This window comes from Streptomyces sp. PTY087I2 (assembly GCF_001687325.1).
Taxonomy (GTDB): domain Bacteria; phylum Actinomycetota; class Actinomycetes; order Streptomycetales; family Streptomycetaceae; genus Streptomyces.
Genome location: NZ_LZRD01000021.1, coordinates 117,650 through 142,390, shown reverse-complemented (window position 1 = coordinate 142,390; position 24,741 = coordinate 117,650). Strand labels below are relative to the sequence as shown.

The window sequence follows — 24,741 nt, the reverse complement described above, 5'->3', positions numbered from 1 at the left end:
TGCACCCGTGTTTCACGATTCGGCAGCGCTACGCGTGTAGACATCCCTCCGGCGCGATAACTTCACCCCCGCCCCCCAGGGCCCCCGAGCCCCCCGAGCCCCTCCGCCCCCGCTCCTGTCCGGCCAAGGAGAGTGCGTCATCAACGCGTCCAGCAGTCCCCCTGCCGTAGAACTGCACGGCATCACCAAGCGCTTCCCCGGCGTCGTCGCCAACCACGACATCGACATCACCATCGGCAAGGGCACGGTCCACGCGCTCGTCGGTGAGAACGGCGCCGGCAAGTCCACCCTGATGAAGATCCTCTACGGCATGCAGAAGCCGGACGAGGGCACCATCGCGATCGACGGCGAGCAGGTCTCGTTCTCCAACCCGGGCGACGCCATCGAGCGCGGCATCGGCATGGTGCACCAGCACTTCATGCTCGCCGACAACTTCACCGTCCTGGAGAACGTCGTCCTCGGCGGCGAGAAGCTGTACGGCATCGGCTCCGGCGCCCGGAAGAAGATCAAGGAGATCTCCGACGCGTACGGGCTCGGCATCCGGCCCGACGCGCTCGTCGAGGACCTCGGGGTCGCCGACCGGCAGCGCGTGGAGATCCTCAAGGTGCTCTACCGGGGCGCCCGCATCCTCATCCTGGACGAGCCCACCGCGGTCCTCGTGCCGCAGGAGGTCGACGCGCTCTTCGCCAACCTGCGCGAGCTCAAGGCCGAGGGCCTGACCGTCATCTTCATCTCGCACAAGCTGGGCGAGGTCCTCTCGGTCGCCGACGAGATCACCGTGATCCGCCGCGGTACGACCGTGGGCACCGCCGACCCCGCGAACACCACGACCAAGCAGCTCGCCGAGCTGATGGTCGGCAGTGAGCTGCCCTCGCCGGAGACCCGTGAGTCCACCGTCACCGACGTACCGATGCTGCGGGTCGAGGACCTGAAGCTCACCGTCACCGACCCCGACGGCACCGTCCGCGACGTGCTCGCCGGCATCGACTTCACCATCCACCAGGGCGAGGTCCTGGGCATCGCGGGCGTCGAGGGCAACGGCCAGACCGAGCTCATCGAGGCCCTCATGGGCATGCGCGACCCGGACGCCGGAGTGATCACCCTCGGCTCCGACGACATCTCGCACGCCCCGACCCGTAAGCGCCGCGAGTCCGGCATCGGCTACATCCCCGAGGACCGCCACCGCCACGGTGTCCTGCTGAACGCCCCGCTGTGGGAGAACCGCATCCTCGGCCATGTCACCGAGAAGCCCAACAGCCGCGGCTGGCTGCTGGACAACAAGGCGGCCCGAGTCGACACCGAACGCATCGTGCGCGAGTACGACGTCCGCACCCCCGGCATCGACGTCACCGCGGCGTCCCTCTCCGGCGGCAACCAGCAGAAGCTGATCGTCGGCCGCGAGATGAGCCACGCGCCCAAGTTCCTGATCGCCGCCCACCCCACCCGCGGTGTGGACGTCGGCGCGCAGGCCCAGATCTGGGACCAGATCCGCGAGGCCCGTCGCGAAGGGCTCGCCGTGCTGCTGATCTCGGCCGACCTGGACGAGCTGATCGGGCTCTCCGACACCCTGCGCGTCATGTACCGCGGCCGGCTGGTCGCCGACGCCGACCCGGCCACCATCACCCCGGAGGAACTGGGCTCGGCCATGACCGGCGCCGCCACCGGTCACCTCGAAAGCCCGGAGGACGAGGCCCGATGAAGAAATTCGACAAGGACCGGCTGATCCTGGGCTTCGCCGGCCCGGTGCTCGCCCTGGTCGTCGCCCTCGCGCTGACGACCGTGGTGCTGCTCGCCTCCGGGCAGAACCCCTTCGAGCCGTACCGGATCATGTTCGACTCGGCCTCGTACGCCGACGTCCAGGTCCTGATCATCAACCAGGCCGGTACGTACTACCTCGCCGCGCTCGCGGTGGCCGTCGGCTTCCGGATGAACCTCTTCAACATCGGGGTCGACGGGCAGTACCGCCTCGCCGCGATGATGGCCGCGCTGGTCGGCGCGAGCGTCGATCTGCCGGGGCCGCTGCACATCGCGCTGATCGTGATCGTCGCGATGCTCGTGGGCGCGTTCTGGTCCGGTATCGCGGGCTTCCTCAAGACCACCCGCGGGGTGAGCGAGGTCGTCTCGACGATCATGCTCAACTCGATCGCCACCGCGCTCGTCGCCTGGATGATCCTGCCGAAGAACTTCGGTGAGCAGCCCGCCGGTTCCAACAACCTGACCACCGGGGAGATCCCGGAGTCCGGCTGGTTCCCGGGGCTGCCGATGGGGGACGGGGCCGGGGAGATCTACGGCTTCACCTTCGTCGCCGCGGGCTGCGGCATCCTCTACTGGTTCGCCCTCAACCGCACCCGGTTCGGCTTCGACCTGCGCGCCACCGGCGCCAGCGAGAGCGCCGCCCAGGCCTCCGGTGTGGACGCCAAGAAGATGGTCCTCACCTCGATGCTGATCTCCGGCGCGGTCGCGGGCCTCGCCGGCATGCCGACCCTGCTCGGCGACACGCACACCTACAGCCTCGACTTCCCCACGGGCATCGGCTTCACCGGCATCACCATCGCGCTGCTGGGCCGCAACAACCCGCTCGGCATCGCCCTCAGCGCCCTGCTGATCGCGTTCCTGGACAAGTCCTCGGCCTCGCTCGACCAGTACGGGTACGAGAAGGAGATCGCCACGATCATGCAGGGCCTGATCGTGATCTCGGTCGTCGTCTCCTACGAGCTGGTCCGCCGTTACGGCATCCGCCGCCAGCAGCAGAAGGTCGGCGAGGAGCTCGCCGCCGGACACGCCCTCACGACCGAGAAGGAGGCGGCCCTGTGAGCACCAGCAAAACCATCGCCGCACGCCCCGCCCCCCAGAAGGGCAACGGCCGTCGCAAGCTCACTCTGCCCGTCGTCCTGCTGATCGTCGCGGGCGGTCTCGCCCTGATCTCGCTGGTCCGCCTGATCAGCGGCGCCGAGGACATCACCTCGGTCGGCCAGGTCGCCGGCGCCCTGGAACTCGCCGTGCCGATCGGCCTCGCCGGACTCGGCGGTCTGTGGGCCGAGCGCGCGGGCGTCATCAACATCGGCCTCGAAGGCATGATGATCCTCGGCACCTGGTTCGGCGCCTGGGCCGGGTTCCAGTGGGGCCCGTGGATGGGCGTCCTCTTCGGGATCCTCGGCGGCTGCGTCGGCGGTCTGCTGCACGCGGTCATCACCGTCACCTTCGGCGTGAACCACATCGTCTCCGGTGTGGCCATCAACATCCTCGCCGTCGGCGTCACCCGCTACCTGTCCAACTTCGCCTTCGACGGCGTCCAGGGCGGCTCCTCCAAGCAGTCCCCGCGCGTCGACCCGATCGACAAGATCACCATTCCGGGGCTCTCGGACTGGCTCCAGGACCTCCAGCAGCACCACTGGTTCCTGATCTCCGACATCGCGGGCATCATCGGCGGTCTGATCACCGGCCTGTCCCTGCTCACCGTCGTCGCCCTGCTGCTGATCCCCGCCACCTGGTGGATCCTGTGGCGCACCCCGTTCGGGCTGCGGCTGCGCTCCTGCGGCGAGTCCCCGGTGGCCGCCGAGACCCTCGGCGTCAACGTGTACAAGTACAAGTACATCGCCGTCACCGTCTCCGGCGGGCTCGCGGGCCTCGGCGGCGCGTTCCTCGCGATCGTCGCCACCGGCATCTACCAGGAGGGCCAGACCGGCGGCCGCGGCTACATCGGTCTCGCCGCGATGATCTTCGGCAACTGGATGCCGGGCGGTATGGCGCTGGGCGCGGGCCTCTTCGGCTTCACCGACAGCCTCAAGCTGCGCGGCGGCGCCGAGAACGTCCACGCGATGCTGCTCCTGCTGGCGATCCTGCTGGTCATCGCGGTGTTCTGGCAGCTGTACAAGAAGAAGTACGTCTCCGCGGCGGTCGCCGCCGTCGTCTCGGCGCTGCTGTTCACCTGGTACTTCCTGACCGACCAGGTGCCGAGCCAGTTCGTCGACGCCGCGCCGTACGTCACCACGCTGCTGGTCCTCTCGCTCTCCGCGCAACGCCTGCGGATGCCGAAGGCCAACGGTGTGCCGTACCGCAAGGGCGAGGGCAAGTGACACCCCCGCCCGCCCCGGCCTTCGGCGAGGCCGACTGGGACGCCCTGCGGGAGGCCGCCCGGGACGCCATGTCCCGGGCGTACGCCCCCTACTCGGGCTTCCCGGTCGGCGTCGCCGCCCGGGTGGACGACGGCCGCACCATCTCCGGCTGCAACGTGGAGAACGCCAGCTACGGCCTCTCGCTCTGCGCCGAGTGCGGCCTGGTCTCCACGCTCCAGGCCACCGGCGGCGGCCGGCTGACCCACTTCACCTGCGTGGACGGCACCGGGGAGATCCTGGTGCCGTGCGGCCGGTGCCGGCAGCTCCTGTACGAGTTCGGCGGCCCCGGACTTCTCCTGGAGACGCCCGACGGGCAGCGCACGCTGGACGAGATGCTGCCCCAGTCGTTCGGCCCGCAACACCTCGGCTGAACCCCGCACGTTCCGGCGGTGGCCCTTCCCTTCCCGGAAGGGCCACCGCTCTTCTCCCTCTCTATGCGCGTAGAGTCAACGAGGACTCTTGCGTACGCACCCGGCCGGAAGGACTCCCATGGACGCCATCTCCGTCATCCGCACCAAGCGGGACCGAGGCGAGCTGACCCCCGAGCAGATCGACTGGGTCATCGACGCCTACACCCGCGGCGAGGTCGCCGACGAGCAGATGTCCGCCCTCGCCATGGCGATCCTGCTCAACGGCATGAACCGTACCGAGATCGCCCGCTGGACCGCCGCGATGATCGCCTCCGGCGAGCGGATGAACTTCCGAGCGCTCTCCCGCCCCACCACCGACAAGCACTCCACCGGAGGCGTCGGCGACAAGATCACCCTGCCGCTCGCCCCGCTGGTCGCCGCCTGCGGCGCGGCCGTTCCGCAGCTCAGCGGCCGGGGCCTCGGCCACACCGGCGGCACCCTGGACAAGCTGGAGTCCATCCCCGGCTGGCGGGCGCACCTGTCCAACGAGGAGATGCTGAACGTCCTCGACACCACCGGCGCGGTCATCTGCGCCGCCGGTGACGGCCTCGCCCCCGCCGACAAGAAGCTGTACGCGCTGCGCGATGTCACCGGCACCGTCGAGGCGATCCCGCTCATCGCCAGCTCGATCATGTCCAAGAAGATCGCCGAGGGCACCGGCGCGCTCGTCCTGGACGTCAAGGTCGGCTCCGGCGCCTTCATGAAGACCATCGAGGACGCCCGCGAACTGGCCTCCACCATGGTCGCGCTCGGCACCGACAGCGGGGTGCGCACGGTCGCCCTGCTCACCGACATGTCGACCCCGCTCGGCCTCACCGCGGGCAACGCCCTGGAGGTCCGCGAGTCCGTCGAGGTCCTCGCCGGCGGCGGCCCGCAGGACGTCATCGACCTGACCCTCGCCCTCGCCCGCGAGATGCTGGACGCGGCGGGCCTCAAGGACGCCGACCCCGAGAAGGCCCTCTCCGACGGCTCCGCGATGGACGTCTGGCGCCGCATGATCTCCGCCCAGGGCGGCGACCCGGACGCCACGCTCCCCACCGCCCGCGAACAGCACGTGGTCACCGCCTCCGCCTCCGGCGTCCTCACCCGCCTGGACGCCTACGACGTCGGCGTCGCCGCCTGGCGCCTCGGCGCGGGCCGCGCCCGCAAGGAGGACCCGGTGCAGGCGGGCGCGGGCGTCGAACTCCACGCCAAGCCCGGCGACACGGTCACCGAGGGCCAGCCCCTGATGACGCTGCACACGGACACGCCGGAGAAGTTCGACTACGCACTCAAGGCGCTGCCCGACGCGTACGACATCGCCCCGGCCGGCACGTCGTTCTCGCCGCTGCCGGTGGTGCGGGAACGTATCGCCTGACCTGCGGTTTCCTCGTACGGGTGAACGGGACCGGTGGACTGCCACCGGTCCCGTTCGGCATGCTGGACTCGGTGACGTACCGATAGAGGAGACCGCCATGAGCGCACTCACCGTCGACCCCGCGCCGGGCCCTGGCCAGGACTGGGACGACCTCGTCCGGATCTGGGAGGAGACGGACGCACCCGAGGGCTGCAAGGTGGAGATCATCGAGGAGATCGTCACCGTGTCGCCGCCGCCGTCCAAGGACCACAACACCACTGCTGAGCTGCTCCAGCGCAGGCTCTACACCGTCATCCCCGAGGAGTGGGGGATCTACCAGACCCTCGGCCTCTCCCTCCCGGGGCGGGGCGGGATCTACATCCCCGACCTCGTCGTCGTGGACCGTGCCACCGCCACCGGGCCGGGGCACACCGTCCCCGCCGAAGAAGCCCGCCTCGTCGTGGAGATCACCTCCCGCGCCAACGCCAACCACGACCGCGTCAGCAAGGTCAACGGCTACGCCAAGGCCGGAGTGGAGCTGTTCCTGCTCCTCGACCCCTGGCACTCCGGCCGCCCGACCGCGACGCTCTACGGAGAGCCGGAGGACGGGACGTACCGGGTGCTGGAGACCGTCGAGTACGGGCGGGAGCTGACCCTGCCCGAGCCGTTCGGGCTGGTCCTCGACACCGGCGTCTTCCCTATCAGCTGACACACCGGCGGCCCGCCGCACGGATCCTCTCCGTGCGGCGGGCCGCCGTCGTGCGTGGGGTGAACTACCCGCGAGCGCCCGTCACTTGCCCAGGTACGCGTTGTAGATCTTCACCGACGAGGTGTTGCCCTTCTTGTCGGTGACCTTGGCGGAGAAGGAGATCGCCTTGTTCTTCGCCGGGTTCTTGACGGAGATCTTCCCCTTCTTCACCGTGACCTTCTTCCAGGTCTTGCCGCCGTTGTAACTGACGTACGTCTTCAGCGACTTCAGGTTCTTGCCCGCGGCGGCGCCGTGCACCTTCACCGGCACCGAGACGGTCTTGCCCGCCTTGGCCCGGCCGTCGGCGCCTACGGCCGGGGTGAACCGGACCGTGGAGACGGGCAGCATCGTGAACGCGGTCTTCTTCGACGAGAACGTCCAGGACGCGTCCACCTGAGTGGAGAGCGGGTTGACCTTCGCGCTGTGCTTGACCGTGGTCGTCAGCTTGTAGGACGCGGAACCGGCCGGGACTTTGAAGCCCTCGCCGCCGCTCAGCGGGTCCTTGTTCTGGCCGATCTTCTTGCCGTTGCGGTACAGGACGGTCTTGGCCGACGTGAACTCGATGCCGCCCGCGTTGCCCGCGCCGTCCGCCAGCAGCGGAAGCATGCCGAAGATCTCGTTGCCCTCACGGGCCACGCCGTAGCCCTCGCTCACCAGCGGGCCGAACACCCCGGTGTTCACGGACTTGTTGTAGGTCTTGCCCGCCTTGAACGCGGCCCCATCGCTGATCTGGTAGCCCGCCTCGTACGTCGGCCAGCCGTCCTGGTCGACCGGGCCCAGCTGGCTGAACTCCAAGCCCCAGCGCACCTTGTCGGCCGTGGAGAGATACAGCGTGCGGGTGCCGGGCAGCTTCTGCTCGACCGCGGCGGACCAGGCGCTGCCCGAGGTGGGCAGGAAGCCCGTCGCGGAGATCGAGCCCTTCTTCTTCGGCGCTGCCGCGCCCATGGAGATCTTCACCTTCGCCAGCTGCGCGGCGGTGAACTTCCGCTCGTAGCCGGTCGCGAGCTTCTTGACCGTGCCGCCGACCGCGATGTCGTACTCGGTCGACGCGCCCTTGGTCCAGGTGCCCGACCAGTGCTGGGAGAGCGACCCGTCCGTGATCTGCGGACCCACGTGCAGCGTACGGAAGTTGGTGGTCGTGTCCATCAGCCAGCCGAAGGTGACCCCGTCGGCCTTCGTCTCCACCGAGTAGTCCGGCGAGAACAGCTGGGTCTTCGTGCCGGTGACCGGGAGCGTGATCTTCACCGGCTTCGCCTTGCGGGCGTCGAACGTCAGCGAGGTGTTCTTGGTGACCGAGACCTTCGGCTGGGCGATCCAGTCGGCGCCCTTGGTGAAGTCCTCCGGGTGGCCGTAGACCGTGGAGTTGACCACGTACGTGCCCTTGGGCACCCGGATCTTCGCCGTGCCGTTGACCACCTGCGGGCTCAGGAACGAGCCGCCGACCTTGTCGTTGAAGCCGTAGAGCGTGCTCTCCGCGTAGGCCGCCGGGAGGCCCTTCCGGTCGAGGTGCTTGACCGTCAGGTTGTAGCTCTCGACCTCACGCTCGACGGCCGCCGCCGTGCGCACGGTCTGCCCGCCGCCCGTCGCCACCAGATACGCGGAGTACGTGCCGTCCGCCGTGCCGCCGATCCGGGTGTCGGCGGTCAGCGTCGCCTCCGCGGTGCCGCCCGCGGGAACGGTCACCTTGTCCGCGCCGAGCGTGAAGAAGCCCGCCGGGGCCGGCTTGCCCGTCGGACCCGTGCCCGTCACCTTCAGATCGAGGGTGACATCCGTCGTACCGAGGTTGCGGTACGTCACCTTCTTGCTGACCGGTACGTCATCGGTGTGCGGCCACTGCTGCACCCCGAAGCTCACCGAGACCGGCTCCGCCACGACGTTCTGGGCGATCGCCCGGTCCACCTGGATCCGGCCCGAGCCCTGCTGGAACGGGTTGTACGCACCGGGCTTCGTGGACGCGGTCAGCGCGCCCTTCAGCTCGGCGTACTTCCAGCCGGGGTGCTGCTGCTTGAGCAGCGCGGCCGCGCCCGCGACATGCGGGGTGGCCATCGACGTACCCGAGATGGTGGCGTAACCGGCGGGCTTCTCGCCCACGTCCTGGGCGATCAGCGAACCGGACGGGATGGCCGCCGTGGTGTCCACGCCGGGAGCCGTCACATCCGGCTTGATCGCCCCGTCGCCGATCCGCGGGCCGCGGCTGGAGAAGTACGCCAGCTTGTCCTTGTCGTCGACCGCGCCCACGGTCAGCGCGGCGTCCGCGCTGCCCGGCGAGCCGACCGTGCCCGCCTCGTCGCCCTCGTTGCCCGCGGCGATGGCGAACAGGACGCCCTTCTCGGCCGAGAGCTTGTCGACCGCCTTCTCCAGCGGGTCCACCTCGGGGGTGTCGGGCCCGCCGAGGCTCAGGTTGACGATGTCGGCGCCCTGGGCGACCGCCCACTCCATACCGGCCAGGATGCCGGAGTCCTCGCCGTAGCCCTCGTCGTCCAGCACCTTGCCCGAGAGTAGCTTGGCGTCCGGGGCCACACCCTTGAACTTGCCGCCCGACTTCGCGCCGGTGCCCGCCGCGATCGAGGCGACGTGCGTACCGTGGCCGACCCGGTCCTTGGTGTCCTTCGCCTCGCTGAAGTTCTTCTCCGCGAGGATCTGGCCCTTGAGGTCGGGGTGGGTGGAGTCCGTCCCGGTGTCCAGAACGGCGATCTTGACGCCCTTGCCGGTGAACCCGGCCTTCCAGGCCGCCGGTGCGCCGATCTGCGGAACGCTCTTGTCGAGGCTCGCCTTCCGTACGCCGTCCAGCCAGACCCGGTCGATACCGGCGGCGGTCGTCACCTGGGCGCCCCCGGCGCGACGCTCGGTGAGCGCCTTCCAGATCTCCGGTGCGTCGGTCGTCGGCGTCGTCACCGACTCGGCGTTCAGCGACTTCAGGCTCCGGCCGACCTCGGTGCCGCCCGCGTCACGGACCTGCGCCTTCGCGGTGGCGGCCTGCTTGCCCCGGTAGCCGACGATCAGCTTCAGACCGTCCCGCTGGGACCGGAGGTTCGCCGGACGGCTCAGCTCGGTGATGTCGAACAGCCGCCGGTCGAGCTTGCCGGAGAGGATCAGCCGGTGGGCGTCGGCCGGAATGACGAGGGTGTGCCCCTTGTCGCTCATCCGCTGGACCGGGATGTGCTCCCGCCCCTTCGCGGGCCGGAAGGCGACCGGCTTGCCCTCGGCGTCCACGGTGACCCGGTCGCCGGTGACGAGGGTCAGCTGACGCACCTCCCGGTCCTGGGCCTGCGCCCGGGTGCCGGCCGCCCCCCTCGGGTCCGGCTGGGCGACGGCCGGGCTGACCATGCCGGCCGCCAGCGCCACTGCGGCCGCCGTGGCGACCGCGGGTATGCACGCGTTTCTCACGTGTCTGCGCAACTCTCCCCCTGGAGAACTCGATGGTTCTTCAACCCGTCGGCCCGCAGATACGCAGAAATGACGGCTGCGGCCGTCGGTTCACCCAACTAGAGGGGACACCGGGGAGATTGGTTCACAGGAGAGACACAAGAAGTTGTGAGTTGACGCGAAATGGCCCCTTCGCGGCGCGATCGCGCGAAGGGGCCGATGATTTTCGCCCGCCGCTCCGGTCTGCCTGGTGTGGATGCCGAAAATCCGATCACCCTGACCGTGACCGGCCGGGTCAGCCGTGCCGTCGTACCCGACCTCTGCGCCGAGCTGGAGCGCGCCCTCGCCGGTCCCCGTGGTGCCGCCCTCGCCCCGGGCGCGGCGGTGGACTGCGATGTGGGCGGGATCGTGCGGCCGGATCTGACCGCCGTCGAGGCGGTGGCCCGGCTGGGGCTCGTCGCCCGCCGCGCCGGCCACACCCTGCGGCTGCGCCGCGTCCCGCCCGAACTCCGGGCGCTGCTGGACCTGGTGGGGCTGGCCGATGTGGTGACGCTGGAGGAGGGGCCGGGAGAACGGGTGCCCGACGCCCACTGACGTACGGCCCCGGCGTGTGCGGACCCCTGTGTACGGACTCGACGCGTGCGGGCCCGCACCCTCAGCCCGTGCAGACGTACGCCCGGAGTTCCGCCGCGCTCCACGTGCCGTCCGGGTTCTGCCGGAACGAGGTGTCCGGGGCTTCCGAGCCGCCGGGCGGGCCGGTCGGCGTCGTCCGGGCGGAGCCGTCCGGGGCGTCACAGGGGTCCGGGGACGCCGTCTCCGCCCCGCGTTCCTGCGCTGGCCGGGGAGCCGGGCCGGAAGTGGCGGCCGGCTCGCCCAGCCAATGGGTGGCCCCCCAGCCGCCCGCGGCGATCACCACCCAGGCGGCGAGCAGCACGACGGGTCTTCGGCCGCCCACTACGCGTCCGCCGGCAGCCGGTCCGGCAGGCCGAACAGTGGGAACCAGCGCGGGACGTCCAGGAAGCAGTGCATCCCGGTGATCGCCCCGTCCTGGATGTCGATGACCTGGACCGCCCACGGCACGAACCCGGACCCGTCCTCGGCGGGCTTGTAGTGCGCGAAGCCGGGGGATCCGTTGGCCGAGACCGGCACCAGCCTGGAGCCCGCGCAGGCCGCGCCGATGGAGGTCATGAAGCCCGTGATGTCGCCGGTGCCGCGGAGCCACAGGTCGAACGGCGGCATCGTCATCACCGCGTCCTCGTGGAGCAGCGCGGTCAGAGCGGCCATGTCGTAGCCCTCGAACGCCTTCACATAGCGCTCCAGGAGCTTCTGCTGCTCCTCGTCGAGCGGGTCCGCCGCATCGCCCGCCCGGCCCTCCGTCTCGGTCAGCGTGGCGCGGGCCCGCTGGAGGGCGCTGTTGACCGAGGCCACGGAGGTCTCCAGCAGCTCGGCGACCTCGGCGGCCTTCCAGGCGAGCACTTCGCGCAGGATCAGCACGGCACGCTGCTTCGGCGGCAGGTGCTGGAGGGCGGCGACGAACGCCAGGCGCACCGACTCGCGCGCCACGGCCGCCTCCGCCGGGTCCTGGAGCGACGGCAGGATGCGCCCGTCGGGCATCGGCTCCAGCCAGACGTTCTCCGGGCGGGGGCTCAGCGCGGCCTGGGCGAGCGGGGTCGGGCCGGTCAGATCGACCGGGCGGGCCCGCTTGTTGCCCGCGTTCAGCATGTCCAGGCAGACGTTGGTGGCGATCCGGTAGAGCCAGGAGCGCAGCGAGGAACGGCCCTCGAACTTGTCGAAGTTGCGCCAGGCCCGGACCAGGGTGTCCTGCACCGCGTCCTCGGCCTCGAAGGCCGATCCGAGCATCCGGTAGCAGTACCCCGTCAGCTCGACCCGGTGCCCTTCCAGACGGCTGTCGATCCCGGCGGCATCGGGCTTCCCCGCGTCCGCCGCCGCACCCGCGGCCGTCGTCGTGGTCAGATCGCTCATCGCTCCACCCCTGTCGCGCGCCCTCGCGCTGTGGCATCCGTCACCCGGTACGTCGGAAGCTACCGCAGGCCACTGACAATCGGGGCGGAAAGACGACAAGGGGCGCCGGAGGCCGTGGCTCCGGCCACGATCCGTCCGGCACCCCTCGGGAGCCATCGGTCCGGCACCCCTCGGGGTGCGCCCGGCGCCTCGCTCAGGTCCCGGGCTTGCGCCCGTACACGTACACGTCGTCGCCGTTCTTCAGCAGTTTCCAGTATGCCTTCGCGTCGGCGGGCCGCATGTTGACGCAGCCGCCGGAGCCCGGCGGGTTGTACATGGACTTGGTGACCGAGTGGAACGCCTGGCCGCCGTCGAAGAACTGGGAGTACGGCATCCAGACCTTGTAGATGGTCGACCAGTGCTTGATGTTGCGCCAGTAGATCTTCTTGGCCCCGGTCCGGGTCTCCGCGCCGTCCCGGCCGGTCCGCACCGGCACCGGACCGTACTTCAGCTTCTTGCCGTCCTGGATCCAGCTCAGCTGCCGGGTCAGGTCGACACAGGCGATGCGCCCCTTGTTGGTGGGGCACTTCCCCGCCTTGTTGGGGTTCTTCCCGGCCGCCTTCTGGGCGAGCATCGTGTTCATCGTGCGCCAGGTCAGCGGGCCGGCGTAGCCGATGGTGGGGGTGATCCCGTGGGCCTTCTGGAACTTCTGGATCGCCTTGCAGTCGGCCGCCGACTGCTTGCCGTCCACGGGCCGCTTGAGGAACTTCTCGACCTGCTTCTGGTGGGGCCCCACCGACTTCGTGCAGGACGCCGCGTGGGCGGCGGTGCCGCTGCCCAGGACCAGGGCCGGAGCGGCCACCAGTCCGGCGACGGACAGCGCCACCCCGCGTCGCAGCCGTCTGCCGGATGTCTTCGCCATGTCTCCCATGCGGCAACTCCCCTTCGCCCACAGTGGTTTTGTGGTTACGCCTGGTAGACGTACGAAGGGGAGCGGTGGTTGCGCGGGGGAGGTCTCGGTTGCGTCCCGGTCCGGCGGCGCAAGGATGACGACCACCGGCCCGGCGGGCGACCGGGGCGCCCGGGCCGCTCGGCGGGGCAGGGGAGCCCGGACCGTTCAGCGGGTGGCCGGAACCAGCGCCCGCCGCTCCGCCCGCGCCACCCGGGTCCCGTACAGGGTGATCGAGACGACGCCGAGGACCGCCAGCAGGCCCAGCGTCACCGTCGCCGCCCAGCCCCCGGCGTGGAAGGCGACCGCGCCCAGCGTGCCGCCCGCGCTGGAGCCCAGGTAGTACGCCGACTGGTAGAGCGCCGACGCCTGCGCCCGGCCCTCCGTCGCCGTCCGGCTCACCGAGGACGAGGCGACCGCGTGCCCGGCGAAGAAACCGGCCGTGATCAGCACCAGGCCCAGCAGCACGGCCGCCAGCTGATCCGCCAGTGACAGCAGCAGCCCGGCGGCCGTCGTGGACACCGCCAGATACAGCGCGCCCCGGCGGCCGAGGCGGGCCACCAGACGTCCGGCGGCGGCCGAGGAGACCGTACCCACCAGGTAGACGAGGAAGATCGAGCCGATGACACCCTGCGGCAGGCTGAACGGCTCCTCGACCAGCCGGTAGCCGATCACCGTGTACACCGCGCCGAACACCGTCATGAACAGGGCGCCGATCGCGTACAGCCGGACCAGCAGCGGGTTGCCCAGGTGAGCGGCGACGGTCTTCGCCAGGGCCTTCGGGTTCAGCGAACCGGGGCGGAAGTTCCGCGCCTTCGGGATGAGGAAGTGGAAGGCGACGGCGCACGCCAGCGCGAGCAGCCCGACCGCGGCGAGCGCCGCGCGCCAGCCCCAGGCCTGGGCGACCCAGCCGGTGAGGATCCGGCCGCTCATCCCGCCGATGCTGTTGCCCGCCACGAACAGCCCGATCGCGGCGATCAGCGCCTTGGGCCGCACCTCCTCCGCGAGATACGCCATGGCGGAGGCCGGCAGCCCGGCCAGCGCCGCACCCTGGACGGCGCGCAGCGCGATCAGCGCGCCCATCGACGGGGCGAACGGCACCAGCAGCCCGACCAGCACCGCGATCGCCAGCGACGCCGTCATCATCTGCCGCCGCCCGAACCGCTCCGAGAGCGCGCTCAGCGGCAGCACGAACAGGGCCAGCGCCCCGGTCGCCGCCGAGACCGTCCAGCTCGCCTGTCCGGCGGTGGCGTCGAACGACGCGGAGACGGCGGGCAGCAGGGCCTGGGTGGAGTAGAGGAGAGCGAACGCGGCGACACCGGCGGCGAAGAGCGCGAAGCTCATCTTCCGGTAGCCGGGGCGGCCGGGCTCCAGGCGCTCATGCGCGGCGGCGGCCGGCGCGGCGGTGGTGGTGACGGGGGACGACGGGGCAGAGGCACCCACCACGACGGTGGATGCCCCGGTATCGGCGGGAGGCATACGACGAAAGTAGACCCGCCGGTTTCATGCGTCCAATGCACGAAACTGCGATAATCAATCCCATGGCGCATGAACGCAGCTCAGGGCCTCGGCTGTCACCAAGCAGTTACGAAGAAGACATCCGGGCCGTGCTCGCGCCCCGCCTCGCGTATTTCGAGGCGGTCGCCCGGCACGAGCATGTGACCCGCGCCGCACACGAGCTGGGCGTCCCGCAGTCCACGCTCTCGCGGGCCATGGTCCGGCTCGAAGCGGACTTGGGCGTCGCCCTGTTCGCCCGCAAGGGCCGTACGGTGTCCCTCACCCCGGCGGGCCGCACCTTCCTCGGCTCGGCCGAACGCGCCCTGGCCGAGGTGGAGAAGGCCGCCGACTCGGTCCGGGCGGACGCCGACCCCACGGCGGGCCGGGTCTCGTTCGGCTTCCTGCACACCATGGGCTCCGAGACCGTGCCCGCCCTGATCCGCGCCTTCCGGGTCGACCACCCCAGGGTCCGCTTCCAGCTCGTGCAGAACTACGGCGAGGCGATGATCGAACGGCTCCGCGCGGGCGGCCTCGACCTCTGCCTCACCTCGCCCGTGCCCGACGCCCCCGACCTGGTCACCCGCCGCCTCGACGAACAGCGGCTGCGGCTGGTGGTCCCGGACGACCACCGGCTCGCCTCCCGCCGCCGGATCCGCCTCGCGGAGGCCGCCGACGAGACGTTCGTGACGCTGGAGCCGGGCTACGGGCTGCGCCGGATCACCGACGACCTCTGCGCCCAGGCGGGCTTCACCCCGCGCGTCGCCTTCGAGGGCGAGGAGGCGGAGACCCTGCGCGGGCTGGTCGCGGCCGGGCTCGGGGTGGCGCTGCTGCCACCGCCCGCCGTCGCCCGCCCCGGGGTCGTCGAGCTGACGGTGACGGCCCCGCGCGCGGCCCGCGAGATCGGCGTCGCCTGGCTGGACGGACACCCCGACACCCCGCCGGTCGCCGCCTTCAAACGCTTCCTGCTCTCGCGCCGGGGGAACCTGCTGCCGGACTGAGGGAACGGACGAGACAGACCGAGGGGAACAGGTGAGCGAGAATGCCCCGGTGAATCAGTCCCCCTCTCCCCACCCGCACCAGCACCCGCAGTCGCCCGGGCTCCCGAGCCTGAAGGGCGTCATCTTCGCGTCCGTCGTCGGCTCGGTGCTGGTGCTCGCCGCCGCCGTCCTGTTCGCGCTGCTGCCCGGGGCGCTCTCCGAGGCCCGTGACTTCCGGGCCGCGCGGCCGTGCTCGGAGGCCTCCGCGCCGGAGAAAGGGGACTGCCTCGCCGAGTGGCCCGCCACCGTCGTCTCCACCGAGACCGGCCGGTCGAACAAGACCGTCACCAACTGGGTCACGCTCGACGGCGAGGCCGAGGAACCGCCGTTCAGGGTACGGATGCGGGGCCGCGGGCCCGTCTGGGAGAAGCTGACGCCCGGGGACCGGGTCACGGTCCTCTCCTGGCGCGATGTGGTGTGGGCGGTGCAGGCGGGGGAGCTGCGCCAGGACACGATCGACGAGCCGGGCCGCCACGCGACCGTCCGACTGGCCGTGGGGCTCGCCCTGTTGATCGTCGGGACCGTCTTCCTCCGGGGCGCGGGGTGGCTGCACCGCCGCCGCGCCATCCGCGCAACGGACACCCCCACGGCCCAGGTCGTCGTGGTGATGGTGGCGACGCTGCTGGCGTCCGGCATCGCCGTCACCGCCGCCGTCGCCACGGACGCCCTCTGGCTGGTCCTGCTGGTCGGCGCCGCAGGGTGCGCGACCGTATGGACGGCCACGGCGCTGCTGCTACGAGGATTCGCGCGGCGACAGGAGGCCTGACCCCGACCCCGGTGCGACGTCTGCGGCAAGAGGCCCGACACGGGCTCCGGTCCGGCGCCCCCTCAGTGCCGCAGCGACCGCCCGAACCCGGCGGCCAGCGGCATCCGCAGCCCCAGCGGCGGCGGCGCGGCGAGCGCGTCCGCGACCGGGCGGGCGTAGGAGCGGGAGAAGAGGGAGCCGCGGATGAAGTCGGCGGCCAGCGCCACCACTTCGGAGCGGTGCTGGCGCAACGCGTGCCCGTCGGAGTGGACTTCGAAGCGGCAGGTGTCCCGGTTGGACCTCTTCGCCCGCTCGGCCAGCCGGTAGGACAGCTCCGGGTCCGTACGCTCGTCGTTGGTGCCGTGCACGATCAGCACCCGGCGCCCCATCAGCTGTTTCACCGGCTCCGGCGCGGCGGCGGTGTGGTCCGGCAGCCAGGGGGCCATCGCCAGGACGGAGGTGACCGCACCGTGCCCGGCGGCCCGCAACGCGGCCCGCCCGCCCATCCCGTGGCCCACCAGGCAGACCGGAACATCGCCGTAGAGCCGCTGCACCTCGTCGGCCGCCCACGCGGCGTCCTCGGCCGGATGCGCGTCGTCCGCGTTCCAGCCCCGGCAGCGGTAGCGCAGCACGTGCACCGTGAGCCCGTCGCCCTCCCCGGCGCGGGCCAGGGCGCGGGCGAACGGCAGTTGTGCCGCGTACGAGAAGGTAGAGGGGCGGCGGTGCGAGTCGGCCTCGCCGTCCGGGAGCAGCAGAACCACGCCGCTGACCTCGTCGGTTGCTCCGGCCGTCTGTACGGCCCGTCCCAGCCTGGCTGCGGGCAGGGGGAGTGCGCGCTGTCCCATGACAGAACAGTCTCAGAAGAGCAGGTGTACTCCACCCGACTTTCCGGTCACTGTTACGCATCGGCAACCGGCGCTCTACGCGCGTAGGCGCTAGAGTGCGAAGATGACGAGCCAGACCCCGAATGTCCCTGATTCCGACCAGATCCGGCGCGCCCCCAAGGTGCTGCTCCACGACCACCTCGACGGCGGCCTGCGGCCGGGCACCATCGTCGAGCTGGCCCGCGCGCAGGGTTACGACTCCCTCCCCGAGACCGAGCCCGACAAGCTCGGCATCTGGTTCCGCGAGGCCGCCGACTCCGGTTCGCTGCCCCGGTATCTGGAGACCTTCGCCCACACCTGCGCCGTCATGCAGACCCGTGACGCGCTGTTCCGGGTGGCCGCCGAGTGCGCCGAGGACCTCGCCGAGGACGGCGTCGTCTACGCCGAGATCCGCTACGCACCCGAGCAGCACCTGGAGGGCGGCCTGACCCTCGAAGAGGTCGTCGAGGCCGTCAACGCGGGCTTCCGCGAGGGCGAGCGCATCGCCCGCAGCAACGGCCACCGCATCCGCGTCGGCGCCCTCCTCACCGCGATGCGGCACGCCGCCCGCGCCCTGGAGATCGCCGAGCTGGCCAACAGCTACCGCGACCAGGGTGTCGTCGGCTTCGACATCGCGGGCGCCGAGGCCGGCTTCCCGCCCACCCGCCACCTCGACGCGTTCGAGTACCTCAAGCGCGAGAACAACCACTTCACGATCCACGCGGGCGAGGCCTTCGGCCTGCCGTCGATCTGGCAGGCCCTCCAGTGGTGCGGCGCCGACCGGCTCGGCCACGGGGTGCGGATCATCGACGACATCGAGGTCGCCGAGGACGGCTCGGTCTCCCTCGGCCGCCTCGCCTCGTACGTACGGGACAAGCGCATCCCGCTGGAGATGTGCCCGACCTCCAACCTCCAGACCGGCGCCGCCGACTCGTACGCCGAGCACCCGATCGGGCTGCTGCGCAAGCTGCACTTCCGCATCACGGTGAACACGGACAACCGGCTGATGAGCGGCACCAGCATGAGTCAGGAATTCGAGCTGCTGACCGAGACCTTCGGATACACGCTCGACGACATGCAGTGGTTCACAGTCAATGCGATGAAATCAGCTTTCATTCCTTTCGACGAACGTCTCGCGATGATCAATGACGTCATCAAGCCCGGGTACGCCGAGCTGAGGTCGGAGTGGCTTTTCCGCCAGACCGCTGTGACCAGCAGTTCTACGGTCTCCGGAAGCTGAGGGGCGCACCGAACGAAAGGGCCGGGAAGTAGTTTCCCGGCCCTTTTTCCGCGTGTCGGGATGTTTGCGGAGGGGGTGGCGGGATGGCTAGTTTGCAGAGCCGCTCACATCCCCTTCCCCAAGGATGAATTCTCCATGAAGAAGTCTGCCAAGACTCTCGGTGTCGCCGCTCTCGGTGCCGCTTTCGCCGCTGCCGCCGCCGGCAGCGCCTCCGCCGCTCCCGCGCTGCCGCTGGACGCCGCGGCCGGGGCGCTCCCCGTCTCGACGATGGCGCTGGACACCGTCGCGCAGTCGGTCCAGAACGCGCCGGTCCAGGACACCGTCGGCAAGGTCCTCGGCGGCCAGGCCACCGACGCGGCCGCCCCGGTCACCGGCCTGCTCGGCGGACTGCCCACCCAGGGCCTCACCGCCAACGGGATCCCGCTCGGCGGCTGATCCGCACCCCGCGCGCCGGTGATCCGGCGCGCACCCGCACATGCAGGTGGGGCGCACACCCTGGTCCAGGGTGTGCGCCCCACCGCGCGTTCTCCGCCGCCTTCGCGCTCCCCGTGGTCCGGCGCGTCACCAGGCCGTCGCGGAGGAGGCGGACTTCTCCGAGGGCAGCAGCGCCCACAGCGCCAGGTAGAGCAGGAACTGCGGACCGGGCAGCAGGCACGAGACGAGGAAGATCACGCGCATCGTGCCGGCCGAGGTACCGAAGCGCCGGGCGAGGCCCGCGCACACTCCGCCGATCATGCGGCCTTCGGTGGGGCGGACAAGTGCGGCCATGGTGGGCTCCTTCGCGAACCGTTGCGGCAGGAGCAGCTTTCTCTGCTCCCCGATGTATCCATGGTGCCGCTGCGAAGGGGGACAAAGCATCGCTCTACGGGGCGAGGCCGACCCCGGTAATCGTCGGGGTCGATCCCCCAGGGGCCTCGTCCCTGAGTCGGGTCTCATGGCGGTAGTGGGGCAGATCCCGGACGCCCGGCAGCCCCCGGCGGCGCAGCCGCGCCCGGCAGACCGGAACGATCAGCAGATGGGCGAGAACGACGCCCGTGGTGTTCAGCAGCAGCGAGTCGACGTCGACGACCTGACCCGGCACCCCGGTCTGACCCAGCTCGATGGCCAGCGAGATCAGCGCCCCGGCGGCGACGGTACGCAGCAGAGACACCCAGGGGGAGACGAAGATCCGCCCCCCGGCCATCGGCAGCAGTACCCCGAGCGGGGCCAGCAGCAGCAGCGCCCCGCCGATCCGGCGGGCCGCCTCGGCCGGTCCCAGCGCGAGGTCCGCCCGGATGCCGGCGAGCGGCTCGAAGTTCGCCGCCGTGGTCCAGGGGACGTCCAGCGGGCGCAGCGTCAGCCACCCGACGAACAGAAGATGTGCGATCAGGAGAGTGATGCCCGCCGCGCGGAAGTGGATGACGGTCTGGCCGTCCGAACTGTGACGCACGCCCACCAAGACGCCACGACCGGCAGGATCGGTTCCGTACGGCCGGGGGCGACTGCGTACGAAGGGCCGGCCCGGCTGCGTACATCCGGCTTTCCCCGGCCCTCCCGGCCCCGCCCCGGCCCCGGGTCAGTCCAGCCGGAGGGCGTCCGGGGTGGCCAGATCCCCCGGCCGGGACTTCGTCTGCGAGGTGCACAGATAGCCGCGCGGCGGGTAGTCCCCGGGCCCGCCCAGCACCACCGAACCGTCCTGGATCAGCGACGCGCTCTCCGTGAACGTGCACACCAGCTGGGCCAGCGCCTCCGCCGACAGATCCTCCGGCTGGGTGCTCAGCCGCAGGGCGCCCGCCGGATCGCCGTCCCGGGGCGGATCGACCCGCAGCCCCGCCGGAACCGCCGTGGTGAACCCGGCCCGCCGCTCGCCCGCCGACGGCGCCTGCTGGACCTCCTTCAGCAGCGCGCGGGCCACCTCCACCGGCTTGGCGCCGATCGCGGCCGCCGGCATCGGGCGGTCCACAGTGACCAGCTGCGAGGCGCACACGAGATACACCTCGGCGCTCACACTGTCCGGCGACCGGGTGGTCAGGTCCGACGCGGAGAGCCGGCACGGCACCCGGGAAGGCGCGGCCCCCGCGTCCACCGGCACCGACGTGGTCCGGATCCCGCACCCGGAGACCAGCGCGGCGACCGCCAGCAGGCCGGCGAGAGAGACGGCCGACCGCCCTCGGAGCAGGCCCTGCTGCCGCAACAAGCCCTGCTGCCGCAACAAGCCCTGCTGCCGCAGCAGGCCCAGCCGTCGCAGCGGGCCCCGCCGCCGCAGCGGGCTCCGCCTCCGGTACGTGACATCGCCGCGCATCACGTCGCCCCGTCCTCGCCCGGGGCCCCCGCGCCCGGTTCGTCGTTCTGTGCGATCCTCCCGGCGTCACGGGGCAGCCGCAGCGTGAAGACGGCGCCGCCGTCCGGGGAGTTCGCCGCCGTGATGTCCCCGCCGTGGATGTGCGCGTTCTCCATGGCGATGGAGAGGCCGAGCCCGCTGCCCTCCGACCGCGGGCGGGAGGCGCTCGCCTTGTAGAAGCGGTCGAAGACGTGCGGCAGCACATCCTCGGGAATGCCCGGACCGTGGTCCCGTACCTCGATGACCAGCTCCTCGCCCTCGGTCCGCACCCGTACGCCCACCGGCGAACCGCCGTGCTTGAGGGCGTTGCCGATCAGATTGGCCAGGATCACGTCCAGCCGGCGCGGATCGAGCCGGGCCATCGTGCCGCGCTCCGCGTCCAGGCGCACCGCATCCAGCCAGGCCCGCGCGTCGATGCACGCGGTCACCTGGTCCGCCACGTCGACGTCGTCCAGGACGAGCCGGGCCGTACCCGCGTCGAAGCGGGTCACCTCCATCAGGTTCTCCACCAGGTCGTTCAGCCGCCGGGTCTCGCTGACCACCAGATGCACAGCGGGCGCGATCATCGGATCGAGGGTGTCCGCCTCGTCCTCCAGCACCTCGGCCACCGCGGTGATCGCGGTCAGCGGGGTGCGCAGCTCGTGCGACATGTCGGCGACGAACCGGCGGCTCGCCTCCTCCCGGGCGCTCATGTCCGCGACCTTCTTCTCCAGCGAGCTCGCCGTCCTGTTGAACGTACGGGAGAGATCGGCCAGTTCGTCCGTGCCGGAGACGACGAGCCGGGTGTCGAGCTTGCCCTCGCCGAGCTTGCGGGCCGCGTCGCCGAGCCGTTGCACCGGGCGCAGCACCGTCGTCGCGGCGGCCTGCGCGAGCAGCGCCGAGCCGACCAGGGCGAGTGCGGTGGCGATCCCCAGCGACCAGGCCAGTGAGTTGAGGTCCTGCCGCTCCTGGTCGAGGGACTTGAGCATGTAACCGGTCGGGCCGCCGCCGATGATCCGCGTACCGGCGACCAGATACGGCGTGCCCGCGATGCTCGTACGCTGCCAGAACAGGTGGTACTCGTGCTCGTTGCTCGACGACAGCGGCTGCTTGCGGGCCACCTGCTTCTGCAACGAGTCCGGCACCTGGGACCGGGTGAAGGTGTCCAGGTCGGAGTAGCCCACGATCGGCTTGCCGCGCTCGCGCTCGGCCACCAGCAGCACGCTGTAGCCCGGGCTGCTGGACGCCATCTCCCCGGCCGCCCGCTGAAGATCGTCCTTGGTGGGACGCGTCGGCAGCGCGGCCGCCGTGTCCTGCATCTGCCGCCGGAAGTCGTCGAGCGCGGTGTCCTGCGTACGGGTCAGCACGGCCTCGCGGTTGAGCCAGTACGCGATCCCCGAGGCGGACACCGCGGCCACCAGCGCCACCAGCGCGAACACCACGACGAGCCGCAGGCGCAGACTGGTCCAGCGCAGCCCCGCACGCAGGGACCGCTTGGCGGTCTCGGTCACTGAGGCGAGTCCAGCCGGTAACCCACGCCCCGCACCGTACGGATCAGGGTCGGCGAGGACGGCACGTCCTCCACCTTCGCGCGCAGCCGCTGCACACAGGCGTCCACCAGACGGGAGTCGCCCAGGTAGTCGTGCTCCCACACGAGCCGCAGCAACTGCTGCCGGGACAGGGCCTGTCCGGGCCGGCGGCTCAGCTCCAGCAGGAGCCGCAGCTCGGTCGGGGTGAGCTGAAGGTCCTCCCCGTCCTTGGTGACGGTCATGGCGGAGCGGTCGATCACCACGTTGCCGAAGGTCGCCGAGTCGGTCGACTCGCGCTCCCCACGGCGCAGCACCGCCCGGATCCGGGCGTCCAGCACCCGGCCCTGGACGGGTTTCACCACATAGTCGTCCGCGCCGGACTCCAGTCCCACCACGACGTCGATGTCGTCGCTGCGCGCGGTCAGCAGAATGATCGGCAGCTGGTCGGTGCGGCGGATCCGCCGGCACACCTCGAAACCGTCGATCCCGGGCAGCATCACATCCAGCACGACCAGGTCGGGCCGCTGCTCGCGCAGCAGCTCCAGGCCGTCCTCTCCCGTCGCCGCGGTGGCCACACGGTGGCCCTGGCGTGACAGCGAGAGTTCGAGGGCCGTGCGGATGGCGTCGTCGTCCTCGATCAGCAACAGGAAAGGCACGAGCGTCATTCTGGCCCATGGTGGCGCTTCAGTTCGACCTGTGGTGCCGTCCGATTGTCCGGGCACGGCCGCAACCGCCCCTGTGACAGGCCTGTGACAGTCGGGGGACAGCGCCATGAAACTGCCCCGGCAAGCTCTTGGTCAGCAAGGAACGAACGGACTCCACCGATAGGGGGCGCGAGATGAACGCACTGCACAGCACGAGCTCAAGCGCAGTTGTCACGCGCCTCCACGACATCGGGCGGAGCAGCGAGAAGTCCGGCGCAACGAACGTACGGGGGTGTGTTCGAAGCGCCGGGCGTCAGCACCTGCCGTCGCAGTCGACGTACATGACGGTGGTTGACGCACCCACGGGGGATGTGGGGGGCAACGGGGGAAACGCGTACGGGAAGGCCACGGGGGATCGCACCACGGGGGCGGAGAACGCGGACGCCGAAGCGGCGTTCACGGCCTACGTCCAGGAGCGACGGGCCTCCCTGTACGCGACCGCCTACCACCTGACCGGCGACCGCTTCGAGGCCGAGGACCTGCTCCAGAGCGCCCTCTTCTCGACGTACCGGGCCTGGGACCGGATCAGCGACAAGGCGGCGGTCGGCGGCTATCTGCGCCGCACCATGACCAACCTGCACATCAGCGCCTGGCGCAGGCGCAAGCTCAACGAATACCCGACCGAGGAGCTGCCGGAGACGGTGGGCGACACGGACGCGATGCGTGGCACGGAGCTGCGGGCGGTGCTGTGGCAGGCGCTCGCCCGGCTGCCCGAACTCCAGCGCACGATGCTGGTCCTGCGGTATTACGAGGGCCGCACCGACCCGGAGATCGCGTCCATCCTCGACATCAGTGTCGGCACGGTGAAGTCCAGCATCTGGCGCTCCCTGCGCCGGCTGCGCGAGGACGAGGTCCTCAGCTTCGGACGTGACGAGCAGGAGTCCTTCGGCGAGCTGGTGGCCTGAGGCAGGGCCCTCCGCTTCGGGGGAGGCGGGGGCCACGGGGGAACACGGGGGAGCAGTAAAACGGGGACCGAGGGGGATCCGGGGGAAAGGCAGTGGGGTCGTACGGGCCGGGGGGTCCTGTACGACCCCACTGGCATGCCGGGCCGCGATTCCGGCCGGTCCGGGCTTCTTTCAGCCCCTCCGGCGCTTGAGGAGCGGGGTCCGGGGCGGAGCCCCGGTTACGGGAAGGGGCGGGGCGGGGAGAAAGCCCGCCGCAGGCGCCCACCACGCCACCCACCACCCGCGCGACTACACCGTCCGCCCCGCCGGCGCCCCCCGATGACACCGCCCCGCCGCCGCGGCGGCGAACCGCCCCAGCGCCTCCTCCTTGCCGCACGGATACGCCCCCAGCGCCGTCTGCCGGGCCACGATGCGCCGCTCGGCCCGCATCAGCCGCCAGCCGCGCCGCAGCAGGAACGGGACCGACTTGCGGCCCTCGCGCAGGTCCCGCACCAGTCGGCGGCGGAACGTCGTGGACGGGCGGCCGCGCAGGCACAGCGCGTCCGCCAGGAGGCCCTGCTCCTGGCAGCGCTCCACGATGTCCGCCGCGAAGATGCCCTCCGCCACGAACAGCGGTGACCGTTCGATGTGGAACGTCTCGTGGCCCGTACGGGAGCTGGTGGCGATGTCGTACACCGGAACGTCCGTACGGCCGCACCGGCACAGCTCGGCGATGGCCGCCACCGCCGCGTCCGCGTCCCAGGACCCGGCGGAGTCCCAGTCGATGTCCGTGGAGCCGGGGACCCGGGGCAGCGTCGGGTCGTCGTACTCCTTGTAGAAGTCGTCCAGGCGCAGCACCGGAAGGCCGGTGCGGGCGGCGAGGACGGACTTGCCGGAGCCGGAGGGGCCCGCGAGCAGGACGACGCGGGTCGGGATCGGTTGGGAACTCACAGGACAGAAGTGTGAGGCATTGACCCGCGTAGGCGACCCCTCGGGCCTCCTGTTGGTATCCAGCATCACACCTCAACTACTCTACGCGCACGGATGATTACCCGAC

At 71.1% G+C, this 24,741-nt stretch carries 24 protein-coding genes; 12 read left to right on the top strand and 12 right to left on the bottom strand.

Annotation, left to right across the window (positions count from 1 at the left end; genetic code table 11):
* Window positions 1–115 precede the first annotated feature (115 nt).
* From A3Q37_RS23780 to A3Q37_RS23755, 6 genes are all read left to right on the top strand, one after another.
* Window positions 116–1,699 carry an ABC transporter ATP-binding protein gene (locus tag A3Q37_RS23780; RefSeq protein WP_065487651.1) on the top strand — a complete coding sequence of 528 codons (1,584 nt, stop codon included), beginning with the start codon at window positions 116–118 and terminating at the stop codon, window positions 1,697–1,699.
* Complete coding sequence (locus tag A3Q37_RS23775) at window positions 1,696–2,814, top strand: ABC transporter permease (protein ID WP_065487650.1); 1,119 nt, start codon at window positions 1,696–1,698, stop codon at window positions 2,812–2,814. Before A3Q37_RS23780 ends, A3Q37_RS23775 begins: the two co-directional genes overlap by 4 nt.
* On the top strand, window positions 2,811–4,076 hold the full coding sequence (locus A3Q37_RS23770) for an ABC transporter permease (protein ID WP_065487649.1): 1,266 nt from the start codon (window positions 2,811–2,813) through the stop codon (window positions 4,074–4,076). Before A3Q37_RS23775 ends, A3Q37_RS23770 begins: the two co-directional genes overlap by 4 nt.
* Entirely contained in the window at window positions 4,073–4,486 is a 414-nt protein-coding gene (locus tag A3Q37_RS23765) for a cytidine deaminase (RefSeq protein WP_065487648.1), read from the top strand. The genes A3Q37_RS23770 and A3Q37_RS23765 overlap by 4 nt, the downstream gene beginning before the upstream one ends.
* Before the next feature lie 118 nt (window positions 4,487–4,604).
* A complete protein-coding gene (locus A3Q37_RS23760; protein ID WP_065487647.1) occupies window positions 4,605–5,882 on the top strand; it encodes a thymidine phosphorylase in 1,278 nt (425 codons plus the stop codon).
* Window positions 5,883–5,979: 97 nt separating this feature from the next.
* A complete protein-coding gene (locus A3Q37_RS23755; RefSeq protein ID WP_065487646.1) occupies window positions 5,980–6,570 on the top strand; it encodes a Uma2 family endonuclease in 591 nt (196 codons plus the stop codon).
* A gap of 81 nt (window positions 6,571–6,651) precedes the next feature.
* Here A3Q37_RS23755 and A3Q37_RS23750 read toward each other — a convergent pair whose 3' ends face one another.
* A complete protein-coding gene (locus tag A3Q37_RS23750; RefSeq protein ID WP_065487681.1) occupies window positions 6,652–9,936 on the bottom strand; it encodes a S8 family serine peptidase in 3,285 nt (1,094 codons plus the stop codon).
* Window positions 9,937–10,194: 258 nt separating this feature from the next.
* On the opposite strand from A3Q37_RS23750, the gene A3Q37_RS23745 reads away from it, so the two are divergent.
* Window positions 10,195–10,569: an STAS domain-containing protein gene (locus A3Q37_RS23745; RefSeq protein WP_065487680.1), complete on the top strand. Its 375-nt coding sequence runs from the start codon at window positions 10,195–10,197 to the stop codon at window positions 10,567–10,569.
* A 61-nt stretch (window positions 10,570–10,630) separates the two neighbouring features.
* On the opposite strand, the gene A3Q37_RS23740 is transcribed toward A3Q37_RS23745, so the two are convergent.
* The 4 genes from A3Q37_RS23740 to A3Q37_RS23725 all read right to left on the bottom strand — a co-directional run bounded on the left by A3Q37_RS23740 (window position 10,631) and on the right by A3Q37_RS23725 (window position 14,365).
* On the bottom strand, window positions 10,631–10,930 hold the full coding sequence (locus tag A3Q37_RS23740) for a hypothetical protein (protein WP_141693605.1): 300 nt from the start codon (window positions 10,928–10,930) through the stop codon (window positions 10,631–10,633).
* Window positions 10,930–11,958 (bottom strand): sigma-70 family RNA polymerase sigma factor, encoded by a 1,029-nt coding sequence (locus A3Q37_RS23735; RefSeq protein ID WP_065487644.1) that lies wholly within the window; start codon window positions 11,956–11,958, stop codon window positions 10,930–10,932. The genes A3Q37_RS23740 and A3Q37_RS23735 overlap by 1 nt, the downstream gene beginning before the upstream one ends.
* Window positions 11,959–12,151: 193 nt before the next feature.
* Entirely contained in the window at window positions 12,152–12,868 is a 717-nt protein-coding gene (locus A3Q37_RS23730; RefSeq protein ID WP_065487643.1) for a L,D-transpeptidase, read from the bottom strand.
* Window positions 12,869–13,054: 186 nt separating this feature from the next.
* Window positions 13,055–14,365 (bottom strand): MFS transporter, encoded by a 1,311-nt coding sequence (locus tag A3Q37_RS23725; RefSeq protein WP_065487642.1) that lies wholly within the window; start codon window positions 14,363–14,365, stop codon window positions 13,055–13,057.
* A 62-nt stretch (window positions 14,366–14,427) separates the two neighbouring features.
* Between A3Q37_RS23725 and A3Q37_RS23720 the strand changes: the two genes are divergently transcribed.
* Window positions 14,428–15,381: a LysR family transcriptional regulator gene (locus A3Q37_RS23720; protein WP_065487641.1), complete on the top strand. Its 954-nt coding sequence runs from the start codon at window positions 14,428–14,430 to the stop codon at window positions 15,379–15,381.
* Between the two features lie 49 nt (window positions 15,382–15,430).
* The gene (locus A3Q37_RS23715) at window positions 15,431–16,186 is read left to right on the top strand and encodes a hypothetical protein (protein WP_065487679.1); all 756 of its coding nucleotides are present in this window, start codon (window positions 15,431–15,433) and stop codon (window positions 16,184–16,186) included.
* A gap of 62 nt (window positions 16,187–16,248) precedes the next feature.
* Here A3Q37_RS23715 and A3Q37_RS23710 read toward each other — a convergent pair whose 3' ends face one another.
* Window positions 16,249–16,926: a dienelactone hydrolase family protein gene (locus A3Q37_RS23710; RefSeq protein ID WP_065487678.1), complete on the bottom strand. Its 678-nt coding sequence runs from the start codon at window positions 16,924–16,926 to the stop codon at window positions 16,249–16,251.
* Window positions 16,927–17,113: 187 nt separating this feature from the next.
* Here A3Q37_RS23710 and A3Q37_RS23705 point away from each other — a divergent pair, with 187 nt between their 5' ends.
* Together A3Q37_RS23705 and A3Q37_RS23700 are read left to right on the top strand one after the other, a co-directional pair.
* On the top strand, window positions 17,114–18,268 hold the full coding sequence (locus A3Q37_RS23705) for an adenosine deaminase (protein WP_065487640.1): 1,155 nt from the start codon (window positions 17,114–17,116) through the stop codon (window positions 18,266–18,268).
* A 135-nt stretch (window positions 18,269–18,403) separates the two neighbouring features.
* Complete coding sequence (locus tag A3Q37_RS23700; RefSeq protein ID WP_010058552.1) at window positions 18,404–18,703, top strand: hypothetical protein; 300 nt, start codon at window positions 18,404–18,406, stop codon at window positions 18,701–18,703.
* Between the two features lie 126 nt (window positions 18,704–18,829).
* On the opposite strand, the gene A3Q37_RS23695 is transcribed toward A3Q37_RS23700, so the two are convergent.
* The 5 genes from A3Q37_RS23695 to afsQ1 form a co-directional block, all read right to left on the bottom strand.
* Window positions 18,830–19,036: a PspC domain-containing protein gene (locus A3Q37_RS23695; RefSeq protein ID WP_065487639.1), complete on the bottom strand. Its 207-nt coding sequence runs from the start codon at window positions 19,034–19,036 to the stop codon at window positions 18,830–18,832.
* A gap of 94 nt (window positions 19,037–19,130) precedes the next feature.
* The gene (locus tag A3Q37_RS23690) at window positions 19,131–19,703 is read right to left on the bottom strand and encodes a VanZ family protein (protein WP_065487638.1); all 573 of its coding nucleotides are present in this window, start codon (window positions 19,701–19,703) and stop codon (window positions 19,131–19,133) included.
* Window positions 19,704–19,823: 120 nt separating this feature from the next.
* Window positions 19,824–20,459 (bottom strand): hypothetical protein, encoded by a 636-nt coding sequence (locus A3Q37_RS23685; RefSeq protein WP_065487677.1) that lies wholly within the window; start codon window positions 20,457–20,459, stop codon window positions 19,824–19,826.
* 89 nt (window positions 20,460–20,548) lie between these two features.
* A complete protein-coding gene (locus tag A3Q37_RS23680; RefSeq protein WP_065487637.1) occupies window positions 20,549–22,078 on the bottom strand; it encodes a HAMP domain-containing sensor histidine kinase in 1,530 nt (509 codons plus the stop codon).
* Window positions 22,075–22,752, bottom strand: coding sequence for a two-component system response regulator AfsQ1 (afsQ1, locus tag A3Q37_RS23675; protein ID WP_006127084.1), 678 nt, complete (start codon window positions 22,750–22,752; stop codon window positions 22,075–22,077). Before afsQ1 ends, A3Q37_RS23680 begins: the two co-directional genes overlap by 4 nt.
* A 182-nt stretch (window positions 22,753–22,934) precedes the next feature.
* On the opposite strand from afsQ1, the gene A3Q37_RS23670 reads away from it, so the two are divergent.
* Window positions 22,935–23,705 (top strand): SigE family RNA polymerase sigma factor, encoded by a 771-nt coding sequence (locus A3Q37_RS23670; RefSeq protein WP_079137951.1) that lies wholly within the window; start codon window positions 22,935–22,937, stop codon window positions 23,703–23,705.
* A 288-nt stretch (window positions 23,706–23,993) separates the two neighbouring features.
* Here the strand turns inward: A3Q37_RS23670 and A3Q37_RS23665 are convergent, their stop codons facing one another.
* Window positions 23,994–24,701, bottom strand: a complete 708-nt coding sequence (locus A3Q37_RS23665; protein ID WP_079137950.1) for a uridine kinase — start codon at window positions 24,699–24,701, stop codon at window positions 23,994–23,996.
* Window positions 24,702–24,741: the final 40 nt, after the last annotated feature.

Excerpts from the sequence above, each read along its gene's own strand:
- A3Q37_RS23775 (WP_065487650.1), top strand. The coding sequence starts at position 1,696 with ATGAAGAAATTCGACAAGGACCGGCTGATCCTGGGCTTCGCCGGCCCG.
- A3Q37_RS23760 (WP_065487647.1), top strand. The coding sequence starts at position 4,605 with ATGGACGCCATCTCCGTCATCCGCACCAAGCGGGACCGAGGCGAGCTG.
- A3Q37_RS23755 (WP_065487646.1), top strand. The coding sequence starts at position 5,980 with ATGAGCGCACTCACCGTCGACCCCGCGCCGGGCCCTGGCCAGGACTGG.
- A3Q37_RS23750 (WP_065487681.1), bottom strand. The coding sequence starts at position 9,936 with ATGGTCAGCCCGGCCGTCGCCCAGCCGGACCCGAGGGGGGCGGCCGGC.
- A3Q37_RS23745 (WP_065487680.1), top strand. The coding sequence starts at position 10,195 with ATGATTTTCGCCCGCCGCTCCGGTCTGCCTGGTGTGGATGCCGAAAAT.
- A3Q37_RS23735 (WP_065487644.1), bottom strand. The coding sequence starts at position 11,958 with ATGAGCGATCTGACCACGACGACGGCCGCGGGTGCGGCGGCGGACGCG.
- A3Q37_RS23730 (WP_065487643.1), bottom strand. The coding sequence starts at position 12,868 with ATGGGAGACATGGCGAAGACATCCGGCAGACGGCTGCGACGCGGGGTG.
- A3Q37_RS23725 (WP_065487642.1), bottom strand. The coding sequence starts at position 14,365 with ATGCCTCCCGCCGATACCGGGGCATCCACCGTCGTGGTGGGTGCCTCT.
- A3Q37_RS23720 (WP_065487641.1), top strand. The coding sequence starts at position 14,428 with ATGGCGCATGAACGCAGCTCAGGGCCTCGGCTGTCACCAAGCAGTTAC.
- A3Q37_RS23705 (WP_065487640.1), top strand. The coding sequence starts at position 17,114 with ATGACGAGCCAGACCCCGAATGTCCCTGATTCCGACCAGATCCGGCGC.
- A3Q37_RS23700 (WP_010058552.1), top strand. The coding sequence starts at position 18,404 with ATGAAGAAGTCTGCCAAGACTCTCGGTGTCGCCGCTCTCGGTGCCGCT.
- A3Q37_RS23695 (WP_065487639.1), bottom strand. The coding sequence starts at position 19,036 with ATGGCCGCACTTGTCCGCCCCACCGAAGGCCGCATGATCGGCGGAGTG.
- A3Q37_RS23670 (WP_079137951.1), top strand. The coding sequence starts at position 22,935 with ATGAACGCACTGCACAGCACGAGCTCAAGCGCAGTTGTCACGCGCCTC.
- A3Q37_RS23665 (WP_079137950.1), bottom strand. The coding sequence starts at position 24,701 with ATGCTGGATACCAACAGGAGGCCCGAGGGGTCGCCTACGCGGGTCAAT.